The organism is Arsenicicoccus sp. UBA7492 (assembly GCF_002479615.1).
Lineage (GTDB): Bacteria > Actinomycetota > Actinomycetes > Actinomycetales > Dermatophilaceae > Arsenicicoccus > Arsenicicoccus bolidensis.
This window is the reverse complement of sequence record NZ_DLOE01000057.1, coordinates 47458-67253: the sequence shown is the minus strand read 5'-3', so window position 1 is coordinate 67253 and position 19796 is coordinate 47458. Positions and strand designations below refer to the sequence as shown.

The window sequence follows — 19796 nt, the reverse complement described above, 5'->3', positions numbered from 1 at the left end:
TACACCCCCGACAGCGGCATCGGGGGCGGCCCCGCACCGAGCAGGTAGCATGACCGCATGACTTCTGCCGCCTTGATCCTCGCCGAGGGCGAGCACCACTCCGAGCACGCGATGACGCTGCCGTTCGCCGACTTCTGGTTCGGGGTCATCGCGCTCGCCGCGTTCATGACGCTGCTGGCGATCACGTTCGCGTTCCGCAACACCGCCGCCAAGCTGGCCCCCGCCCAGGGCGCCAACGACGCGTCGCACGGCTCGCACAGCGCGCCCGGGAGCGGGCACTGAGACAGCGGATCGGCGTGATGGGTGGGACCTTCGACCCCATCCACCACGGTCACCTGGTCGCCGCCAGCGAGGTCCAAGCACTGTTCGACCTCGACGAGGTCGTCTTCGTGCCGACCGGGCAGCCCTGGCAGAAGGCCGCGGCGAGCGTGTCGCCGGGGGAGCACCGCTACCTGATGACGGTGATCGCGACGGCCTCCAACCCGCGCTTCTCGGTGTCGCGGGTCGACATCGACCGGGACGGCCCGACTTACACCATCGACACCCTGCGAGACCTGCGCCGGCTCAACCCCGACGCGGAGCTGTTCTTCATCACCGGCGCCGACGCCCTGTCCCGGATCCTGTCGTGGAAGGACGTCGACGAGCTGTGGGGCCTGGCGCACTTCATCGGCGTCACGCGCCCCGGATATCACCTCTCGGAGTCCGGGCTGCCCGCCGACGGCGTGACCCTCACCGAGGTGCCGGCCATGGCGATCAGCTCCACCGACTGCCGTGAGCGCGTCGCCGAGGGCAAGCCGGTCTGGTACCTCGTGCCCGACGGTGTCGTGCAGCACATCAACAAGTACCGCCTGTATGCCCCGTCCGCGCCCGTCGTCTCGACCGACCCGGCGCTGTCGGGCGTCACCGTCAACGGCGGCCTCGGCGTCATCGACCCCATCGGTGCCGGCCAGGCCACACCCACCTCGTCGGCGTCCCCGCCGTCATCGACCACCACCCCAAAGGATCCTGCGTGACCGCCACCCCGCGTGCCATCGAGCTCGCCAAGGCCGCCGCCCTCGCGGCGGACGACAAGCGAGCCCGCGACATCACCGCGCTCGACGTCAGCGAACAGCTCGCGCTGACCGACATCTTCGTCCTCGCGTCCGCGCCCAACGACCGCCAGGTCCGGGCCATCGTGGACGAGGTGGAGGACCGCCTGCGCGACCTCGGCGCCAAGCCCGTGCGTCGCGAGGGCGAGAAGGACGGTCGTTGGGTCCTAATCGACTTCGTCGACATCGTCGTGCACGTCCAGCACAGCGACGAGCGCGAGTTCTACGGCCTCGAGCGGCTGTGGAAGGACTGCCCGACGGTGGACCTGGACCTGCCGGACCCCACCGGTCGCCAGGACGAGGACGACCCGTATGCCGACGCGCCCGCCCGCACGACCGGGTGGCCGGGTCTGCGCGACTGACCCCCATGGGCAAGCGACTGATCCTGTGGCGGCACGGCGAGACCGCGCACAACGCCGCCGGCATCTGGCAGGGGCAGCTCGACATCGCGCTGTCCGAGACCGGGCTGGCGCAGGCGACTGCGGCCGCCCCGCACCTCGCGGCTCGTCGTCCTGACGTGATCGTCAGCTCCGACCTGCTGCGTGCCGCGGCGACCGCCGACGCGCTCGGGGGCCTGCTGGGCGTCGAGGTGCAGCGCGACGAGCGCTTCCGCGAGATCCATGCGGGGGAGTGGCAGGGCCGCTCGGGCGCCGAGGTGCGCGCGGAGTATCCCGCCGACGCCGAGCGCATGCTGACCGGCGAGGACTTCAAGCGCGGCGGGCACGGGGAGTCGGTGGCCGACGTGGCGACGCGCGCCCTGGCCGGTGCGCTCGACCTGGTGGGCCGTATGCCGCAGGACGGCCTCGCCGTGGTCGTCTCGCACGGGGTCGCCGCACGCGCCCTCGCCGCCGAGCTCGTCGGCCTTCCGCAGAAGCAGGCCTGGCTCGTGCTCGGCGGTCTTCGCAACTGCCACTGGGCCGAGCTCGCGCAGATGCCCTCGGGCGCCTGGCGCATCGAGACCTGGAACCTCGGCGCCCCCGACGCCGACGAGGGCGCCTCCTGGCCGACGGAGCGCTGAGGCCGGGCGACCGGCACGGCACACGCCGATTTGGTCGCAGCGATGAACTCTGGCTAAAGTAATCCAGTCGCAGCGGGCCACGGTCCGTCACGACAACCCACGGGATCCGTCCCGTGAGGGGCTGTAGCGCAGCTGGTAGCGCACCTCCATGGCATGGAGGGGGTCAGGGGTTCGAGTCCCCTCAGCTCCACCCCACGCACAAGGCTCGAACCCTTGCCAACGGAAACGCTGGCCGAGGTTCGGGCCTTGTTGGCGTCTGCGGCCCAGGTCAGAGCGTTGGCGTTGACCTGTGGATCGAGGAGCATCTCGAAGGGTCGATTGTGCTCGACGCGCAGCTCGTTGTCCTCGTCGATGAAGACCTTCGTGAAAAACGCCTGGTTGCACAGCCGCCGGTTGGTGTCGTCGCAGCGGGTGTGGATGTCGGCGCAGTTGGCGAGGAGTCCGAGCGCGTCGTCGAGGTGGGCGCGAGCGTCGGCGTAGTCACCGAGGTGGGCGTCGATACGGGCCGCCGTCAGGCCCCGAGCAGGTGGGTCAGGACCCGGACGACGCCGTCCTCGGTGTTGCGGGGCGCGAGATAGGCGGCGCTCTCGATCAGGTCGGGGTGGGCGTTGGCCATCGCGAACGACCAGGTGGCGGTGTCCAGCATCTGCAGGTCGTTGAGGTAGTCGCCGAGCACGACCGTCTGCGCGGACGTCACGCCCAGCCGCGACTGCAGCGCCCGCACCCCGTGGCCCTTGTGGACCCCCGGGGCCATGATGTCGATCCAGTGCTGGCCGGACAGGACGACCTGGTGGGTGCGCGCGACCTCGCCGAAGATCGCGTCCACGTGACGCTCCGCGTCCTCGAAGTCGTAGACAGCGAGCTTGAGCACGTCGTCCTCGACGGCGTGCAGGTCCCCGACGACCTCCAGCCTGGCGTAGTACCTCTCGCACTCGGCCAGGAAGGCCGGGTCGTTGCGCTCGACGTAGGCGCTGCGCACGCCGCACACCACGAGCCCCAGGTCGTGCTCGCGGGCGGCGACGCGCACCGTGTCGACCACCTCGCGCGTGATGTCCGCCGAGACGGTGGTCGTCGAGACGACCTCGTCGTCGTGGACCACGAGCGTGCCGTTCTCGGCGATGTAGGACAGCCCCTGCGGTGCGCGCTCGAACACGCGCTGCAGGGTCGCCAGCTGGCGCCCGCTGGCGGGCACGAACGTGATCCCGCGCTCACCCATCAGTGACAGCAGCCCCCAGAAGCCCGCGGGCACGGCGCCGGACTCGTCCAGCAGCGTCCCGTCCATGTCGGCGACCACGAGTCGCACGTCGTGCGGGCCGGGGGCGATCGTGGTCCAGGGGCGGGCAGGCATGGGGCACCTCTCGTGGGCGACGGCGGGGAGGACTCGATCGTATGGCGCCGCGCCGCCGTCACGCGCCGCCCGGTCACGGGGCGGCCATCGGTCGCGGGCGGTTCGGCATACGGCCTGGTCGTCGAGCCCGGGATAACCCTGCGGTAGCCTGGTGAGGTGGCCCACCACCAGCTCCTTGTCGGGCCGCGCTGAGCACGTCGGACATCAGCGCGGCTGCCCCTCTGCGTGAGGGGCGTTCGTGTGTCTGGAGGCATGCGAGCCCGGGAGCAGACGCGAGCCACACCGAGGACCCAGGGAGACAGACGATGACGGACACGGCCGCCGAGACGCGCGACGAGCACCCCTACCGCTACACCGCCGCGCTGGCCGGGCAGATCGAGACCAGCTGGCAGGACCGCTGGGAGCAGCAGGGCACCTACCACGCGCCCAACCCCGCCGGCCCGTGGGCCGAGCCGGACAACCCGCTGACCCAGGCGCAGAAGCTCCTGGTCCTCGACATGTTCCCCTACCCGAGCGGCGCCGGCCTGCACGTCGGGCACCCGCTGGGCTACATCGCGACCGACGTCTACGCCCGCTACCACCGCATGACCGGCAAGAACGTCCTGCACTGTCTCGGCTACGACGCGTTCGGCCTGCCGGCGGAGCAGTTCGCGGTCCAGACCGGTCAGCACCCGCGCAAGACGACCGAGGACAACATCGTGATCATGGCGCGCCAGCTGCGCCGCCTCGGCCTCGGCCACGACGACCGGCGTGCGATCCGCACCATCGACCCGGACTACTACCGCTGGACCCAGTGGATATTCCTGCAGATCTTCAACAGCTGGTATGACGAGAGCGCCCCCCGCCCCGACGGGGGTCTGGGCCGCGCGCGGCCGATCACCGAGCTGGTCGCGCAGCTGGCCGACGGGTCCCGTCCCCTGCCGGGGGAGTGGGCCGGTCGCAGCTGGAGCGACCTCAGCGCCACCGAGCAGGCCACCGTCATCGACGGCTACCGCCTGGCCTACGCCGACGAGGCTCCGGTCAACTGGGCGCCCGGCCTCGGCACCGTCCTCTCCAACGAGGAGGTCACCAACGACGGCCGCTCCGAGCGCGGCAACTTCCCCGTCTTCCGCAAGGCCCTGCGCCAGTGGAAGATGCGGATCACGGCCTACGCCGACCGCCTCGCCGACGACCTCGACCGCGTGGACTGGCCGGACAAGGTCAAGACCATGCAGCGCAACTGGATCGGCCGCTCGCACGGCGCCCGCGTGACCTTCACCGGGCCGGCCGGGGAGCCGATCGACGTGTTCACCACGCGTCCCGACACGCTCTTCGGGGCGACCTTCATGGTGCTCGCGCCGGAGCACCCGCTCGTCGACGAGCTGGTGACCGACGCCTGGCCGAGCGACATCCCGATGCACTGGACCGGTGGCGCCGACACCCCCCGCGAGGCGGTCGCGGCATACCAGCTCGCGGCCTCCCGCAAGAGCGACGTCGAGCGCCAGATGGAGGACAAGACCAAGACGGGCGTGTTCACCGGCGCCTACGCGACCAACCCGGTCGACGGCCGCGAGGTCCCGGTGTTCATCGCCGACTACGTCCTCATGGGCTACGGCACGGGGGCGATCATGGCCGTCCCGGCGCACGACGCCCGCGACTTCGAGTTCGCCACGGAGTTCATGATCCCGATCCTGGACGTCGTTGCGCCGCAGGGAGACTCGTCGTGGCCGGGGTCGGTCAACAGCGGCGAGGCGTATGTCGCACCCGGGGTCGCCGTCAACTCCCGCAACGACGAGGTGTCGCTGGACGGCATGGGGCTGGACGAGGCCAGGGCCACGATGATCGAGTGGCTGGAGCGCACCGGCCGGGGTCAGGGCACCGTGACCTACCGCCTGCGCGACTGGCTGTTCAGCCGGCAGCGCTACTGGGGCGAGCCGTTCCCGATCGTCTTCGACGAGGACGGGGTCGCGCACGCGCTGCCCGAGTCGATGCTGCCGCTGGAGCTGCCCGAGATCCCGGACTACGCGCCCAAGACCTTCGACCCCGACGACGACTCGTCCGAGCCGGAGCCGCCGCTGTCCCGCGCCGGCGACTGGGTCGAGGTCGAGCTGGACCTCGGTGACGGGCGCGGCGTTCAGCGCTACCGCCGCGAGACCAACACCATGCCCAACTGGGCGGGGTCGTGCTGGTACTTCCTGCGCTACCTCGACCCCGCCAACGGGACGGCCCTGGTGGACCCCGAGGTCGAGCGCTACTGGATGGGCCCGCAGACCACGACGGTCGCCGGGGCTCCGGCCGGGGCGACCGACCCCGGTGGCGTGGACCTCTACGTCGGCGGCGTCGAGCACGCCGTGCTGCACCTGCTCTACGCCCGGTTCTGGGTCAAGGTGCTGCACGACCTCGGGCACCTGAGCTCCGAGGAGCCGTTCCGCACGTACTTCTCCCAGGGCTATATCCAGGCCGCCGCCTACCGCGACGACCGGGGTCAGCCGGTGCCCGCCGCCGAGGTGGAGGAGAGCGCCGACGGCGTGTTCACCTGGCAGGGCACCGTCGTGCACCGCGAGTTCGGCAAGATCGGCAAGTCGCTCAAGAACGTCGTGTCCCCGGACGAGATGTACGACGAGTACGGCGCCGACACCTTCCGCGTCTACGAGATGGCCATGGGTCCGCTCGAGCTGAGCAAGCCGTGGGAGACGCGCGCCGTCGTCGGGTCGCAGCGCTTCCTGCAGCGGCTGTGGCGCAACGTGGTCGACGAGCAGACGGGCGAGGTGCGGGTCGGCGACGAGGCGATGGACGACGCCACCAGCCGCCTGCTGCACAAGACGATCGACCAGGTCGCCCGCGACTACGACGGGCTGCGGTTCAACACCGCCATCGCCCGGCTCATCGAGCTCAACAACGCCCTGACCAAGCTGCCGGTCGTGCCGCGCGCTGCCGCCGAGGCGCTGGTCCTCATGGTGGCGCCGGTCGCGCCGCACATCGCCGAGGAGCTGTGGTCCCGCCTGGGTCACGAGTCCTCGGTGGTCCACGAGCCGTTCCCCGCCGCCGACCCCGCGCTCCTGGTCGACGACACCGTCACGTGCGTCGTGCAGGTCCTCGGCAAGGTGCGCGACCGCCTCGAGGTGGCCGCCGACATCAGCGACGCCGACCTGGAGGCCGCGGCCCTCGCCAGCGAGCGCATCCAGGGGCTGCTCGAGGGCAAGACGATCCGCAAGGTCATCGTGCGGGCGCCCAAGCTGGTCAACATCGTCGCCGGCTGATCGATGACGACCCTGTTCCCCTCCGTCGGGCTGGTCACCGACTCGACGGGCTACCTGCCTGCCGAGTCGGTGACCCGCCACGGCATCGACGTCGTGCCGCTCGTGCTCGTCGCCGACGGGGAGCAGCACATCGAGGGCGAGCTGCCGCAGGACCAGGTCCCCGGCATCCTGCGCCGCGCCAAGAAGCTCGGCACCTCGCGCCCCTCGCCCGCCGACTTCCTGCTGGCCTATCGCCGGGCCGCCGAGCGAGGCTGCGAGGAGGTCCTGTCGGTCCACCTGTCCTCGGAGCTGTCCGGCACGGTCGAGGCCGCGGTCCTCGCCGCGACCCGCTCGCCGATCCCGGTCGAGGTCGTGGACTCCCGCTCCATCGGTATGGCGATGGGCTTCGGCGTGCTCACCGCCGCCGCGATGGTGGAGGACGGGGCGGGCGCCGTCGAGGCGGGGGTGGCGGCCCGGCGCCGGGCGGAGGACGCCACCTTGACCTTCTGCGTCGAGTCCTTGGACTACCTGCGCAAGGGCGGCCGCATCGGGGGAGCCGCCGCCTTCTTCGGCACCGCCCTGTCGATCAAGCCGCTGCTCGGCATCGACGACGGCCACATCGAGCCGGTCGCCAAGGTCCGCACGTCCACGCGGGCGATCAAGGAGATGGTCGACCGCTCCGTCGCGGCCGCCGAGGCGTGCGGGGAGCGTGGCTGCGAGATCGCGGTCCACCAGCTCGACGCCGAGCTGCGCGCCGACGAGGTGGTCGAGGCGCTGCGCGTCCGCTGTCCCGACGGCACCCCCATCGAGGTGTATCCCCTGGGTCCCGTGGCCGCCTGCCACGTCGGACCCGGGACGACCGCGGTCGTCGTCTCCCCGCGCCCCTAGGGTGTGCACACGGATACACATCGGGAGGTGGGCATGGCGACATCTGTGGGCATCCGCGCGTTCCGGGATGGTCTGGCCGACTACATCGCGCGGCCGAGCCGGTGGAGGTGACGCGGCACGGGGTCACCGTGGGGTGGTTCATCCCGACCCCCATGGACCGTGACGTCCAGGTGGCCTCCCTCCGGTCTGCCGCATCAGCGCTCGAGGTGGTGCTGAGCGACCGCGGCGTGGACGTCGATGACCTGGTCGCCGAGCTCGCAACGGCCCGCCCCGCTCGGTGAGCATCCCTGCCTGATCGTCCGGATCGGTTGGTCAGCCGAGCTCTCGCTCGAGATGCTCATCGACGACGTGGCGGAACCCGTCTGCTCACCGACTTGTCCACACCCTGACGCGACGCGGGGACGACTGTCCACAGGCGCAGCACGTGCCCTGCCAGGCCTGGGCGCGCGGACCTAGCGTCGCGCTCATGGCACGTCGACCACCACCACCGGACCTGGAGCGGCTCGCGCGGATCACCGCGACCGAGACGCGCGAGGGCGACCCCGCGTGGCGGATGGAGCTGCCCCGATCGGGAGCGGTGGAGTCGCTGGACGACCTGCCCGACAACGTCGTGGAGCGCGTCTATGGCCCGGACGCGCTGGAGCGTCGTGGGCGGCTGTCGCCGTCCCCGCCCGAGGGCTCCGGGCGGCATCGTCCACCGGCGCCAGCGGTCGTGTCGCTGCCGAGCCGGTTGGTCGGCGCCACCTGGCAGCCCCGCTGGACCGCGGTGCTCGCCCTGCTCCTGGTGCTGGTGCTCGCGGGCGTCGCCTTCGGCGTCCGCGTGGCCATGGCGCGCAGCCAGGGGGAGCCTGAGCCGGTCCCCTCGGCGGCTGCCGACCGCGAGGCGGGCGACGGGGTGAAGCGTGGCGGATCGAGCGTGGCGGCCACGTCTCCGGGTCGGGGCGGTGGGTCCGGCCCCGCAGCCGCGACGCCCTCCTTGGCGTCGACCGGGGTGATCGTGGACGTCGGCGGTCAGGTGCGGCGCCAGGGCGTGGTCCGTCTCGCTCCTGGGGCCCGGGTGGTGGACGCGCTCGCGGCCGCGGGTGGGGCCTTGCCCGGGGCCGACCTCGGGGGCCTCAACCAGGCTCGGGTCCTCGTCGACGGCGAGCAGGTCTACGTGCCGCGCCCCGGCGAGAAGGCGCCGGACCAGTCCGTATCGCCAGGCGGGGTGTCGCCCCCGGGAGGCACGTCGCCCAGCGGTGGCGGTGCGGCGGGGACCGCCGCCCCGGGTGCCCCGATCGACCTCAACACGGCGACCGTGGAGCAGCTGGACACCCTGCCCGGCGTCGGTCCGGCGATCGCGGGCCGCATCATCGAGTGGCGCACCCAGCACGGGCGGTTCAGCAGCGTCGACGAGCTCGGCGAGGTCCAGGGGATCGGGCCCAAGCTCCTCGAGCGGCTCCGAGCCCAGGTGCGCGTATGACGACCCCCGGCTCTCCCGATCGCCCCGAGGCGTCCGGCCCCGGCGGAACCGGGGCGCACGATCGACGTGGCGCTCGCGGCTCCGGCGCGGAGGAGGTGTCCGGGACACGGGAGCTCCAGGCGGCCCGGCGCCACGAGCGCCAGGACCAGGCCCGGCGACTGCTCGGGCTCGGGCAGTCGCCGGGCAGGGCGAGACGACCGTCGCGGTGGCTCGACGACATCCGCCCGCAGACGCCCTCGGACGTGCGCCTGCTGCTGCCGGCCTGCGTCGCGTGGGCCCTGACCGCCGCCCTGCTCGACCGCCCGACCTGGGTGCTGGTGCTGGTCGCCTCGGCTGGCGTCGTGCTGACCGTGGCGTCGGCGCGATGGTCCGTGCGTCGGGCACGTCCTGGACGTCGGTCCGGCCGGTCGTGGGTGCCCGTCGTCGGGATCACCGGGGTGGTGATCGCCCTGACGCTGACGGCGCTCGTGGGGCACCGGGAGCTGCGCGGGGCGGGCACGATGGACGAGCTGGCAGCGCAGCGCGCGAGCGTCCGCCTCACCGCCGAGGTGGTGTCCGACCCGCGGGTGGTGGGCGGTGGGGCCGAGCGAGCGCCCGCGACGATGGTGCGGCTGCGGGTGCTCACCGTGCAGGGCCGCGGCTCGGTCAGTCGGGTCTCCGCGCCGATCCTCGTGTTCGGTGACGAACGCTGGACCCAGCTGCGGTGGGGCCAGCGGCTCGAGCTGGCCGGCAGGCTCAAGCCCGCCGAGCCGGGCGGTGACGTCGTCGCCTCCGTCACCGTCCGGGGCCCGCCACGCGTGGTCGGTCAGCCGGACCCGGTGCTCGCCGGAGCCGAGCACGTGCGCGCCGCCCTCCGTGCTGCGGTCGACGGGGTGCCGGAGGACGCAGCAGGGTTGGTGCCGGGACTCGTCATCGGGGACACGAGCCTGACGCCGCCGGACCTCACGGCCGACATGACCGAGGTGCAGATGAGCCACCTCAGCGCGGTGTCCGGGTCCAACGTCAGCATCGTCCTGGCTGCGCTGATCGGCCTGTGCTCCCTGCTCGGTCTGCCGCGCCGCCTGCGGCCCGTGGTGGCGCTGATCGGCCTGGCCGGTTTCGTCGTGCTGGCCCGCCCCGAGCCCAGCGTCATCCGGGCCGCCGTGATGGGGGCCGTGGGCCTGCTCGGCGTCTCCACCTCGCGCCGCCGGTCGGCCCTGCCCGCGCTCGGCGCCGCGATCGTCGTGCTGCTCTGCTACGACCCGTGGCTGGCGCGCTCCTATGGGTTTGCGCTGTCCTCGCTCGCGACGCTCGGGCTGCTGGTGTTCGCGACGCCGTGGGGCGAGCGCATCGGCAGGGTGCTGCCGCACCGGATCCGTTCGTGGGGGCCGGCGCTCGCGATCCCGGTCGCCGCGCAGGTGGCCTGCGGACCCGTGACGATCATGCTCCAACCGTCGGTGAGCCTGGTCGGGGTCCCCGCCAACCTCGCGGCGGCTCCCTTCGTGGGCCCGACCACCGTCCTCGGGATCGTCACCGCCGTGGTCGCCGTCGTGAGCGTGCCGGTGGCTCACGTGGTCGCGTGGGCGGCCGCCGTGCCGGCCTGGCTCATCGCCCGCGTGGCGCGTGTGGCGGCTGACGTGCCCTACGGCGCGATGCCCTGGCCCGACGGGGGACGCGGTGCCCTGCTGCTCGCCCTGCTCACCCTGGTCCTCGTCGTCAGCGGTCCGCGCCTGGCGTGGTGGACCCGGGCCCGGCCCCTCGCGGCGCTCGCGGTCGTGGTCCTCGGCCTATCCCTCGTCGTGCCCGTCGGCTCGGCCGCGTGGCCGGTGGCTGGGTGGCGGATCGTGGTCTGCGACGTCGGCCAGGGCGACGGGATCGCGCTGTCGTCCGGACCCGGGCGAGCCGTCGTCGTCGACGTCGGGCCGGCCGATCCCGGCATACGACCCTGTCTGTCCCGCCTGGGGATCGACCGGATCGACGCCGTCGTCCTGTCCCACTTCCACGACGACCACGTCGGTGGTCTCGAGGAGGTGCTGGACGGCTGGCCGGTGGGCGCCGTGCTGGTCACCGCCACCCGCGACCCCGCGGCGCAGGCCACCCGGGTCGACCGGCTCTCGGCCGACCATCACCTGCGGCCGCAGACCCTGGTGGCGGGGGACCGGCTGGCCTACGGCGACGTGAGCGCCGAGGTCGTCGCCCCGACGCGGGAGATCCGCGAGGGGTCGGTGCCCAACAACGCGAGCCTGGTGCTGCTCGCCGACGTGGGCGGCACCACCGCGCTGCTGACCGGGGATGCCGAGCCCGAGCTCGCGTCCGACGCGCGAACGACGCTGTCCCGCTTGGCCGTCCACCCGCAGGTCGACGTCCTCAAGGTCGCCCACCACGGGTCGGCCAAGCAGGATCCCTTGCTGCTCGCCGATCTCGACGCCCCGTTGGCGCTGATCAGCGTGGGGCTCGACAACGACTACGGCCAGCCGGCGGCATCCGCGCTGACCACGCTGCAGCGCAACGGGTTTCACATCGAGCGCACGGACGAGTCCGGTGATCTCGCCGTGCTCGGCCACGGCGCCGAGCTGCGGGTCGCCCGTCGCGGCCGGTGACCTGGGTCAGGACTGCTTGAACTCGCACGCGCTGGTCTTGAGGGCGTCGATGGTGGCCTGCACGGCGGGGACCTTCTGCAGGTCGGGGGTGGTGACGGCCACGATGTGGCGTCGCGACCACGGCGTGATGTCGCGGATCGCGGTGTGAGGGTTGACCGCTCGGCGCAGCATCAGGTCGGGGATGAGGGCGACGCCGAGGCCGGCGCCGACCAGTCCGAGCTGGGCGACATAGTCCTCGGTCTCGAAGGCCAGGTTGGGCACGAAGCCCGAGTCCGCTGCCAGCCCGACCATGTGGACGCGGCACCGGGGGCAGCCCGCGACCCAGGCCTCGGTGGCGAGGTCGGCCATGCTCACGGTCTCGTGCGGGGCCAGCGGGTGGTCGACCGGCAGGGCCAGGCGCACCTCGTCGACGAGCAGGGGAGTGGTGACGAGCAGGTCGAGGTCGGTCTCGTCGGTCGGCGTCGAGCCGCTCTCGTAGGAGAAGCCGACGACCAGGTCGCACTCGCCCTCGCGCAGGGCGGCGATGGCCTCGGGGGGCTCGTTCTCGCTGAAGGTCACCGTCAGGTCGGGGTGCTGGCGGTGCAGCGCCGCGAGGGCGGGCGGCACGATCGTCGCGGTCGCGGACGGGAAGGACATGATCCGCACCCGGCCGGCGCGCAGCCCGGCGATGGCGGCGACCTCCTCCTCGGCGGCGTCGAGCGCGGCCAGGACGCCACCGGCGTGGCGCGCGAGCACCTGCCCGGCCTCGGTCAGGCGCACCTGTCGGCCCACGCGGTCGATCAGGACGGTGCCGGTGCGCTGCTCGAGGCGCCGCACCATCTGCGAGATGGCGGGCTGGGTGTAGCCGAGCGCGGCAGCGGCCCCGGTGAAGCTGCCCTCGTCGGCGATGGCCTTCATGACACGGAGTCCAGCGGCGTCGATCATGGGCTCATCCTATAACCTGATGTTATTGAATGTCGAGGTTGGTACGGCTTCGCCTATGGCTCGTGCGGCGGGGCCGGACGTCATACTTGGTGGGTGCAGTCCATGATCCTCGACCAGCTCGCCCGGCTCGTCCACGACGGCGGCGTCGTCGCCCTCACGGGTGCCGGGATGAGCACCGAGTCGGGGATCCCGGACTATCGCGGGCCGGACGGGCGTCGGCGGGTCCAGCCGATGCAGTACTCCGAGCTGCTGAGCGGTCCCGAGGCGCGGCGTCGCTACTGGGCGCGGGCGTACGTCGGCTGGGAGCGGTTCACCGGCGCCAGCCCCAACGCCGGCCACCGGGCGCTGGCCGCGCTGCAGCGGGCCGGTCTGGTGGACGGCGTGATCACCCAGAACGTCGACGGGCTGCACCAGGAGGCGGGCACCCGGGACGTGCTCGAGCTGCACGGCACCCTCACGGTCGTGCGCTGCCTGACCTGCGAGGACCGCACCTCCCGCGAGGAGGTGCAGCGCCGCCTCGCCGAGGCCAACCCCGACTTCCAGGTCCACAGCGACGAGGTGCGTCCGGACGGGGACATCGCCCTGCCCGACGACGTCGTCCAGCGGTTCCACCTGGCCCACTGCGTCGTGTGCGGGTCGGACGCGCTCAAGCCCGACGTCGTCTTCTTCGGCGAGTCCGTGCCGCGGGAGCGGGTCGACGAGGCCTATCGCCGGGTCGAGGCCGCCTCGGCGCTGCTCGTGCTCGGGTCGAGCCTGCAGGTGATGAGCGGCTACCGGTTCGTGCGGCGGGCGGACGCGCTCGGGCTGCCCGTCGGCATCATCACCCGGGGTCGCACCCGTGGGGACGACCAGGCGACCTGGCAGCTGGATGCGCCGCTGGGGCCCTCGCTCACCGGTCTCGCCCGCCGGCTGGGGATCGAGGACGACCTCGGTCCGGTGGTCGATGGCGAGTACGCGACGGGCCTGCCGCTCGGCCTCGTTTGAGAATTATTATCAAATTGGCCTAGGGTCGTCGGCATGTGGGCACGAGGCGACTACACGCAGGTGGGGGAGCGGCTGCTGCCGATGGGGGCGGCGCTGCTGGATGCGTGCGAACGTGCGGTCGGTGGGCTGACCGCCACGCGTCTCGTGGACGCCGCCTGCGGGGTGGGCAACGTCGCCCTGCAGGCGGCGGCCCGCGGCGCCACCGTCACCGGTGTCGACCTCACACCCGAGCTGCTGGCGCTCGCCGCCGATCGCGCGGATCGCGCCGGCCACCGGATCGACTGGGTGGCAGGGGATCTCGCGGACCCGGCGACGGCCGACCGCGCCACGTCACGGGGGCCCGCCGACGTGGTCGCGTCGTGCGCCGGCCACGCCTTCGTGCCCGACACCGCGGCCTGCACGGCCGCCATCGCGCAGATGCTCCGCTCCGGCGGGCTGTTCGCCTACACCGCCTGGGAGCGGTGGCCGGACGACCCCTTCGGCCGCCCCCTGGCCCCCTACGTGTCGGTGTGCTCCCCGGAGCGTATGCCGTTCGCCTGGGCGGACGAGCAGGTCGCCGAGTCTCGGCTGGCCCCCTTCTTCGACGACGTCCGGGTCGAGCACCGGCGCCACGACTGGGAGTTCGCGTCGGCGCGCGGTGCGGCGGACTGGGTCCTGCACGTGTCGCCGCTGCACGTGGCCGTCGTGGAGGGGCTGGCGCCCGCCGAGCGGGCCGCCCTGCGGGGTCGCTTCGTCGATGCCTTCACCGAGCACCTCGACGGTGACGGCGCGGTGCATGGAGCACGCCATACGTGCTGGTGACCGCCCGCCGGCGGTGAGGGGAGCGGTAGCGTCCGCTCGGCCGTGGCCGCGAGGGCGGCGCCTGGCACGGTCTGTCGGTGGTCTGTGATGGGGTGGGCCCGTGAACGAATCCTCCTCGTGGCGCACGCCCCTCGACCCGCCACCGCAGGCCGGTCGCGCCGCCTCCGACCAGCTCGACGCGGGCAAGCACCAGCGGCCGGGCATCGACCTCGGCAAGCCCGTCGAGGCGCCCTGGGCCGACCGGCACGGCACGGGCCTGTGCCTGTCGGGCGGCGGCTTCCGGGCTGCCATGTTCCACCTCGGGTCGACGCGGCGGCTGGACGAGCTGGGCATCCTCGGGCGCCTTCGCACCGTGTCCGGGGTGTCCGGGGGCTCGATCATCGCCAACCTGCTGTGCGACCCGCGGCTCGGGTGGCCGAGCGGGGCCGGCGGGGACGGCGGGGCCACGCGCATCGAGGGCTTCGAGGAGCTGGTGGCCGGGCCGGCGCGCCGGCTGGCCTCGACCAACGTGCGCACGCCCGCGCTGCTGAGTCGGCTGCGGCCCGACCGGTGGCTGGTCCAGGACGGGGCCGTGCGCGCCATGGCCGACGGGTTCGCGCGCGAGATCGACTGGTGGGCAACGCCGCTGCGTGACCTGGGGGTCGTCGGCGCCTCGACGGTGACGGGGGCGACCGACGTGGCCTACGGCGTGGACTGGCGGTTCTACGACCCCACCGCGGTGCGCCCGGCGGGCTGGATGGGCGACTACCGGCTCGGCTTCGGCCCGCCCCCGCCCTGGTTGCGGGTGGCGGACGTGGTGGCGACGTCCTGCGCGTTCCCGCCCGTCTTCGGGCCGTGGCGCCTCGACGGGCGCGGGCTCGACCTGCGCGGCGGGGTGGCGGGGCGCGAGGCGGCCGAGACCCGCGACGCGATCCGCCGCAGCATCCCGCTGTCCGACGGCGGCGTCTACGACAACCTCGGGCTCGAGCCGGTGTGGAAGGACCACGCCGCCGTCCTCGTCTCGGACGGCGGCGGCGTCTTCCGCGCCCGCACGACCCGCACCCCGCTCGGCCAGATGCTGCGCACCATGTCCATCGCGTCGGACGGGGGCACCTCGGTGCGGCTGCGGTGGCTGCACTCCTCGATGAGCGCGGGCGAGCTCGCCGGCGCCACCTGGGCGCTGGACGAGGTCGTGGGCTATCCACCCGACGTGGTCGAGCTCGTCAACGCGATCCGCACCGACCTCGACGCGTTCACGCCGGGGGAGCAGATGGTGCTCGAGCGGCACGGCTACCTCGTGACCGACGCTCTGGTGCGCGAGCACTCGCCCGAGCTGATCGCCGTGGACGCGGCGCTGGACCCGCCCCACCCCGAGGTGGCCGACCCCGAGGTGGCTCGGCGACTGCTGCGCGACTCCGACCGCCGCACGGTGCTCGGCCGTTGGCGCAGCGGCTGATCGTCGGGCTGAGCGGCAGGCCGGGGCTCGCTGCTGCCGAGCAGGGCCCGCGCGGCGACCGGTGTGCAGGGTGCGCGCTGGGAGCGCGGGGGTGGCACGGGGATGGGTGGGGAGTGTGCAGGGTGCGCGCTGGGAGCGCGGGGGTGGCGCGCTCGGCGCAGCCGGATCCACCGCGTCCAGCGCGGTCAGAAGGGGTAGGTCGCGATCCGGCTCTGCAGGGTCACCCACTGCAGGTGGCAGAAGGTCTCGAGGTTGGCCCGGGCGCCGCCGAAGTGGCCGCCGCTGCCGGAGGCCTTGACCCCGCCGAAGGGGATCACCGCCTCGTCGTCGACCGTCTGGTCGTTGATGTGCAGCATGCCGGTCTCGATGCGGTCGGAGAGCTCGTATGCCGCCAGCGCGTCACCCGTGAGGACGCCCACCGACAGGCCGTACTCGCTCGCATTGATCAGGTCGATCGCCTCGTGCACGGACTCGTAGGTCGTGATCGGGGCGACCGGGCCGAAGATCTCGTCGGTGAACGCCGGGCTCTGCGCCGCCACCCCCGACAGGACGGTGGGGCGGTAGAAGAGCCCGTCGTAGGTGCCGCCGGCGTCCAGCCGCGCGCCGGCGTCGACCGCGCGCGTGACCACGTCGTGCACGCGGTCGCGCTGGCGCTCGTCGATGATCGGCCCCAGCGCGTTGGACGGGTCGGTCGGGTCGCCGACGGTCAGCCGCTCGGCGCGGGTGGCGAGGGCCCGGGCGTAGTCCTCGGCCAGGGACGCGGGCACGAGGTGCCGCCCGGTCGTCATGCAGATCTGGCCCTGGTGCAGGAAGGATCCCCACGCGCCGGCCGAGGCGGCGGCCTCGACGTCGGCGTCGGGCAGCACCAGCAGGGCGTTGTTGCCGCCCAGCTCGAGGTGCACCTGCTTGAGCAGTCCGCCCGCCGTCGCGCCGATCCGGCGGCCCACGGCCGTCGAGCCGGTGAACGACAGGCACGGCACGTCCGGGTGCGCCACGAGGGCCTCACCGAGGTCGCCACCGCCGGGCAGCACGTGCAGCACGCCCGCCGGGAGACCGGCGTCGGCGAAGAGCTGGGCGAGCGCCATACCGCCGGCGACCGTGGTGCGCGGGTCGGGCTTGAGGACCACGGCGTTGCCGAGGGCGAGGGCGGGTGCGACCGAGCGCATCGACAGGATCGCCGGGAAGTTGAACGGTGACACGACCCCGACGACGCCGTAGGGGACGTAGCGGGCGATCGACAGGCGGGGCTTGGCCGAGCGCAGCACCTCGCCGTAGGGCGCCGCGGCCGTCGCGGCGGCCTCCTGGAGCTCGGCGACGACGAGCCCGACCTCGAAGGCCGCCTTGCCCTGACCCGACCCCGCCTCGCGCACCAGCCACGGCGCGAGCCGGTCCGGCGCCGCCTCGAGGAGCTGAGCGGCCTTGTGCATCACGGCGGCTCGCGCGGGATAGGGCAGCGCCGCCCACTCTCGCTGGGCGTCCCGGGCCTGCTCGACGGCACGGTCGAGGTCCTCGGTGGTGGCGGTCCCGACCTGCCCGAGGGTCTCGCCGGTCGCCTTGTCGGTCACGTCGGCGGGCCGGCCGGAGCCGTCGACCCAGCCGCCGGACCAGACCTTGCCCTCCCAGGGCGTCGTCGCGCTCGTCATCGTCTCGTCATCCTCCGATGGGGTGGTTGGGCCAGCCGGTGTAGCACTCGGCGACGTAGGCGCGGCCCTGCTTGGTCGAGGTCACGGTCTCGAGCTCGCCCATCTGGCGGCGCACGTCGAACGCGTCCGCACCGGGCGGCGTGTGCAGCATCTGGGTCATCCAGTAGGAGAAGTTCTGCGAGCGCCATACGCGCGCGAGGGCCCGCGGGCCGTAGGTCTCGAGCACCTGGACGTCCTGGGTGTCGAGGGCCTGCTCGAGCACCTCCGCCAGCACCTTGACGTCGGCCAGGGCGAGGTTGAGGCCCTTGGCGCCGGTGGGCGGCACGGTGTGCGCGGCGTCCCCGGCCAGCACGAGCCGGCCGTGGCTCATCGGCTCCTGCACGAAGGAGCGGAAGTTGAGGCGGGCTCGCTCGAAGATCGGGCCGGTCCTGAGCTCGAAGCCGTCCCCGGCGACGCGCGCCTGCAGCTCCGACCAGATCTGGTCCTCGCTCCACGCGTGCACGTCCTCGTCGGGCTCGCACTGCAGGTACATCCGCTGGACGGTGTCGGTGCGCTGGCTGATCAGGGCGAAGCCCCGGTCGGACTGGGCGTAGATCAGCTCGGAGGCGCTCATCGGCGCCTCGCACAGGATGCCGAACCAGGCGAAGGGATACTCCTTGCCGTAGACCGTGCGGCGGGCCTCGGGCACGAGCCGGCGGCACTGGCTGCGCGAACCGTCCGAGCCGACGACGTAGGTGGCCCGCAGCTCCTGGCGCTCGCCCTCGGCGTCGGTGAACCGCACGGTGGGAGAGTCGGTCTCGACGCCGTCGACCTCCACCTCGGTGACCCCGAACCGCACGTCCCCGCCGTCGCGGGCGCGGGCGTCGGCCAGGTCGATGAAGACGTCCGTCTGGGGGTAGAGCCAGACCGAGGCGCCCACGAGCTCCTGGAAGTCGATGCGGTGCCCCTGGCCGTGCAGCCGCAGCTCGACCCCTTCGTGCTCGTAGCCGTCGCGCAGGATCCGGTCGGAGACCCCGTCGAGGAGCATCCGCGCGCTGTCCGCCTCGAGGATCCCCGCACGGTGGGTGGTCTCGATCTCCTGGCGGGTGCGGGTGTCGATCGCCACGGACTCGATCCCGCGCTGGGCGAGCAGGTGGGAGAGCATGAGCCCGGCGGGTCCTGCCCCGACGATCGCGACGGGCGTGGTGCTGACGGTCATGACGAGCCTCCTTGCTGGTCGTGGGTGCAGTCTGTCACCGGGCGCCGAGGAGCGCCCGCGAGACGACGATCCGCTGGATCTGGTTGGTCCCCTCGTAGATCTGGGTGATCTTGGCGTCGCGCATCATCCGCTCGACGGGGAAGTCCGCGGTGTAGCCCGCCCCGCCCAGCACCTGGACCGCGTCGACGGTGATGGCCATGGCCGCGTCCGAGGCGAAGCACTTGGCGGTGGCGCCCGCGACGCTCATGTCGGGGCCGGCGGCCTCGGCCTCCTCCGCGGCGGCGTAGGTCAGCAGGCGCGCGGCGCGCAGCCGCATCTCCATGTCGGCGAGCATGAAGGCCACGCCTTGGAACTCGCCGATCGGTCGACCGAACTGGCGGCGCTCGCGGGCGTAGCGGACGGCCACGTCGAGCGCGCCCTGGGCCACGCCGACGGCCTGCGCGGCGACGATCGCGCGGGTGCGGTCCAGCGTCCCGAGGGCCAGCCGCAGCCCCTGCCCCTCCTCGCCGACGATCCGGTCGGCGGGGATGCGGACGTCGCGCATCACGACCTCGCGGGTGGGGGAGCCCTTGAGCCCCATCTTGCGCTCCAGGCCACCGAGCTCGATGCCCTCGTCGGTGGCCTCCAGGACGAAGGCCGAGATGCCGCGCGCCCCCGCCTGCGGGTCGGTGACCGCGAAGACGACGTAGAGCCCCGCCTCGCCCGCGTTGGTGATCCAGCGCTTGGTGCCCTTGAGGACGTAGTGGTCGCCCTCGCGCCGGGCCCGCGTCGTCATCGCGGCGACGTCGCTGCCGGCCTCGGGCTCGGACAGCGCGAACGCCCCGAGGCACTCGCCCGCGGCGATCCGCGTCAGGTAGCGCTGCTCGACCCCCTCGGACCCGCCGAGCAGCAGCGGCCAGGCGAACAGCTCGTTGCCCCCGACGACCTGCTGGGTCGTGGTGCACGCCCGCGCGATCTCCTCGGCCACGACCGCGGACCCGAGCAGGCTCGCCCCCTGACCGCCATACTGCTCGGGAATCCCGATGGCGTGCAGCCCTGCTCGCGTGAGCGCCTCGACCGACTCCTGGGGGAAGCGCCCCTCGGCGTCCACCGCTGCGGCGTGCGGCGCGACCTGCTCGGTCGCGATCTCGCGGGCCAGGACCCGCAGCTCCTCGTGGTCCTCGTCCAGCCGGAACATCGTTGTCCTCCAGGGGGATCGGCGGTATGACGG

Annotated in this window: 17 protein-coding genes and 1 tRNA gene; 13 read left to right on the top strand and 5 right to left on the bottom strand. The window is 73.1% G+C overall.

Translation table 11 applies throughout. The features are described from left to right. The first annotated feature begins 57 nt into the window (after positions 1 to 57). The 5 genes from B4E97_RS16885 to B4E97_RS16865 all read left to right on the top strand — a co-directional run bounded on the left by B4E97_RS16885 (position 58) and on the right by B4E97_RS16865 (position 2296). Positions 58 to 282 carry a hypothetical protein gene (locus B4E97_RS16885; RefSeq protein WP_239262499.1) on the top strand — a complete coding sequence of 75 codons (225 nt, stop codon included), beginning with the start codon at positions 58 to 60 and terminating at the stop codon, positions 280 to 282. Positions 283 to 299: 17 nt separating this feature from the next. After that, positions 300 to 1013: a nicotinate-nucleotide adenylyltransferase gene (nadD, locus tag B4E97_RS16880; RefSeq protein WP_414632802.1), complete on the top strand. Its 714-nt coding sequence runs from the start codon at positions 300 to 302 to the stop codon at positions 1011 to 1013. Then, positions 1010 to 1450: a ribosome silencing factor gene (gene rsfS, locus B4E97_RS16875; protein ID WP_286960899.1), complete on the top strand. Its 441-nt coding sequence runs from the start codon at positions 1010 to 1012 to the stop codon at positions 1448 to 1450. The genes nadD and rsfS overlap by 4 nt, the downstream gene beginning before the upstream one ends. Before the next feature lie 5 nt (positions 1451 to 1455). After that, positions 1456 to 2106 carry a histidine phosphatase family protein gene (locus tag B4E97_RS16870; RefSeq protein WP_286960898.1) on the top strand — a complete coding sequence of 217 codons (651 nt, stop codon included), beginning with the start codon at positions 1456 to 1458 and terminating at the stop codon, positions 2104 to 2106. 117 nt (positions 2107 to 2223) lie between these two features. Next, positions 2224 to 2296 (top strand) — tRNA-Ala (locus tag B4E97_RS16865). A gap of 321 nt (positions 2297 to 2617) precedes the next feature. Here the strand turns inward: B4E97_RS16865 and B4E97_RS16860 are convergent. Beyond that, a complete protein-coding gene (locus B4E97_RS16860; RefSeq protein WP_286960896.1) occupies positions 2618 to 3454 on the bottom strand; it encodes a Cof-type HAD-IIB family hydrolase in 837 nt (278 codons plus the stop codon). A 305-nt stretch (positions 3455 to 3759) separates the two neighbouring features. Here B4E97_RS16860 and leuS point away from each other — a divergent pair, with 305 nt between their 5' ends. The 5 genes from leuS to B4E97_RS16835 all read left to right on the top strand — a co-directional run bounded on the left by leuS (position 3760) and on the right by B4E97_RS16835 (position 11601). Beyond that, positions 3760 to 6693 (top strand): leucine--tRNA ligase, encoded by a 2934-nt coding sequence (leuS, locus tag B4E97_RS16855; protein WP_286960895.1) that lies wholly within the window; start codon positions 3760 to 3762, stop codon positions 6691 to 6693. Positions 6694 to 6696: 3 nt separating this feature from the next. Then, on the top strand, positions 6697 to 7560 hold the full coding sequence (locus B4E97_RS16850; protein ID WP_286960893.1) for a DegV family protein: 864 nt from the start codon (positions 6697 to 6699) through the stop codon (positions 7558 to 7560). 152 nt (positions 7561 to 7712) lie between these two features. Next, entirely contained in the window at positions 7713 to 7841 is a 129-nt protein-coding gene (locus tag B4E97_RS16845) for a hypothetical protein (protein ID WP_286960891.1), read from the top strand. Positions 7842 to 8026: 185 nt separating this feature from the next. Continuing rightward, positions 8027 to 9022, top strand: a complete 996-nt coding sequence (locus B4E97_RS16840; protein ID WP_286960890.1) for a ComEA family DNA-binding protein — start codon at positions 8027 to 8029, stop codon at positions 9020 to 9022. Beyond that, positions 9019 to 11601, top strand: coding sequence for a ComEC/Rec2 family competence protein (locus tag B4E97_RS16835; RefSeq protein ID WP_286960889.1), 2583 nt, complete (start codon positions 9019 to 9021; stop codon positions 11599 to 11601). Before B4E97_RS16840 ends, B4E97_RS16835 begins: the two co-directional genes overlap by 4 nt. 6 nt (positions 11602 to 11607) lie before the next feature. Here the strand turns inward: B4E97_RS16835 and B4E97_RS16830 are convergent, their stop codons facing one another. Next, positions 11608 to 12525, bottom strand: a complete 918-nt coding sequence (locus B4E97_RS16830) for a LysR family transcriptional regulator (RefSeq protein WP_286960887.1) — start codon at positions 12523 to 12525, stop codon at positions 11608 to 11610. Positions 12526 to 12627: 102 nt separating this feature from the next. Between B4E97_RS16830 and B4E97_RS16825 the strand changes: the two genes are divergently transcribed. The 3 genes from B4E97_RS16825 to B4E97_RS16815 all read left to right on the top strand — a co-directional run bounded on the left by B4E97_RS16825 (position 12628) and on the right by B4E97_RS16815 (position 15745). Then, positions 12628 to 13509, top strand: coding sequence for an NAD-dependent protein deacetylase (locus B4E97_RS16825; RefSeq protein ID WP_286960051.1), 882 nt, complete (start codon positions 12628 to 12630; stop codon positions 13507 to 13509). Between the two features lie 33 nt (positions 13510 to 13542). Beyond that, positions 13543 to 14310, top strand: a complete 768-nt coding sequence (locus tag B4E97_RS16820) for a class I SAM-dependent methyltransferase (protein ID WP_286960886.1) — start codon at positions 13543 to 13545, stop codon at positions 14308 to 14310. A 100-nt stretch (positions 14311 to 14410) separates the two neighbouring features. Further along, the gene (locus B4E97_RS16815) at positions 14411 to 15745 is read left to right on the top strand and encodes a patatin-like phospholipase family protein (protein WP_286960885.1); all 1335 of its coding nucleotides are present in this window, start codon (positions 14411 to 14413) and stop codon (positions 15743 to 15745) included. A gap of 185 nt (positions 15746 to 15930) precedes the next feature. Here B4E97_RS16815 and B4E97_RS16810 read toward each other — a convergent pair whose 3' ends face one another. The 3 genes from B4E97_RS16810 to B4E97_RS16800 are packed head-to-tail and all read right to left on the bottom strand — an operon-like array spanning position 15931 to position 19763. Further along, entirely contained in the window at positions 15931 to 17388 is a 1458-nt protein-coding gene (locus B4E97_RS16810) for an aldehyde dehydrogenase family protein (protein ID WP_286960884.1), read from the bottom strand. Positions 17389 to 17395: 7 nt separating this feature from the next. Further along, entirely contained in the window at positions 17396 to 18586 is a 1191-nt protein-coding gene (locus B4E97_RS16805) for a 4-hydroxybenzoate 3-monooxygenase (protein ID WP_286960882.1), read from the bottom strand. 34 nt (positions 18587 to 18620) lie between these two features. Next, positions 18621 to 19763 carry an acyl-CoA dehydrogenase family protein gene (locus B4E97_RS16800; RefSeq protein ID WP_286960881.1) on the bottom strand — a complete coding sequence of 381 codons (1143 nt, stop codon included), beginning with the start codon at positions 19761 to 19763 and terminating at the stop codon, positions 18621 to 18623. Positions 19764 to 19796 lie beyond the last annotated feature (33 nt).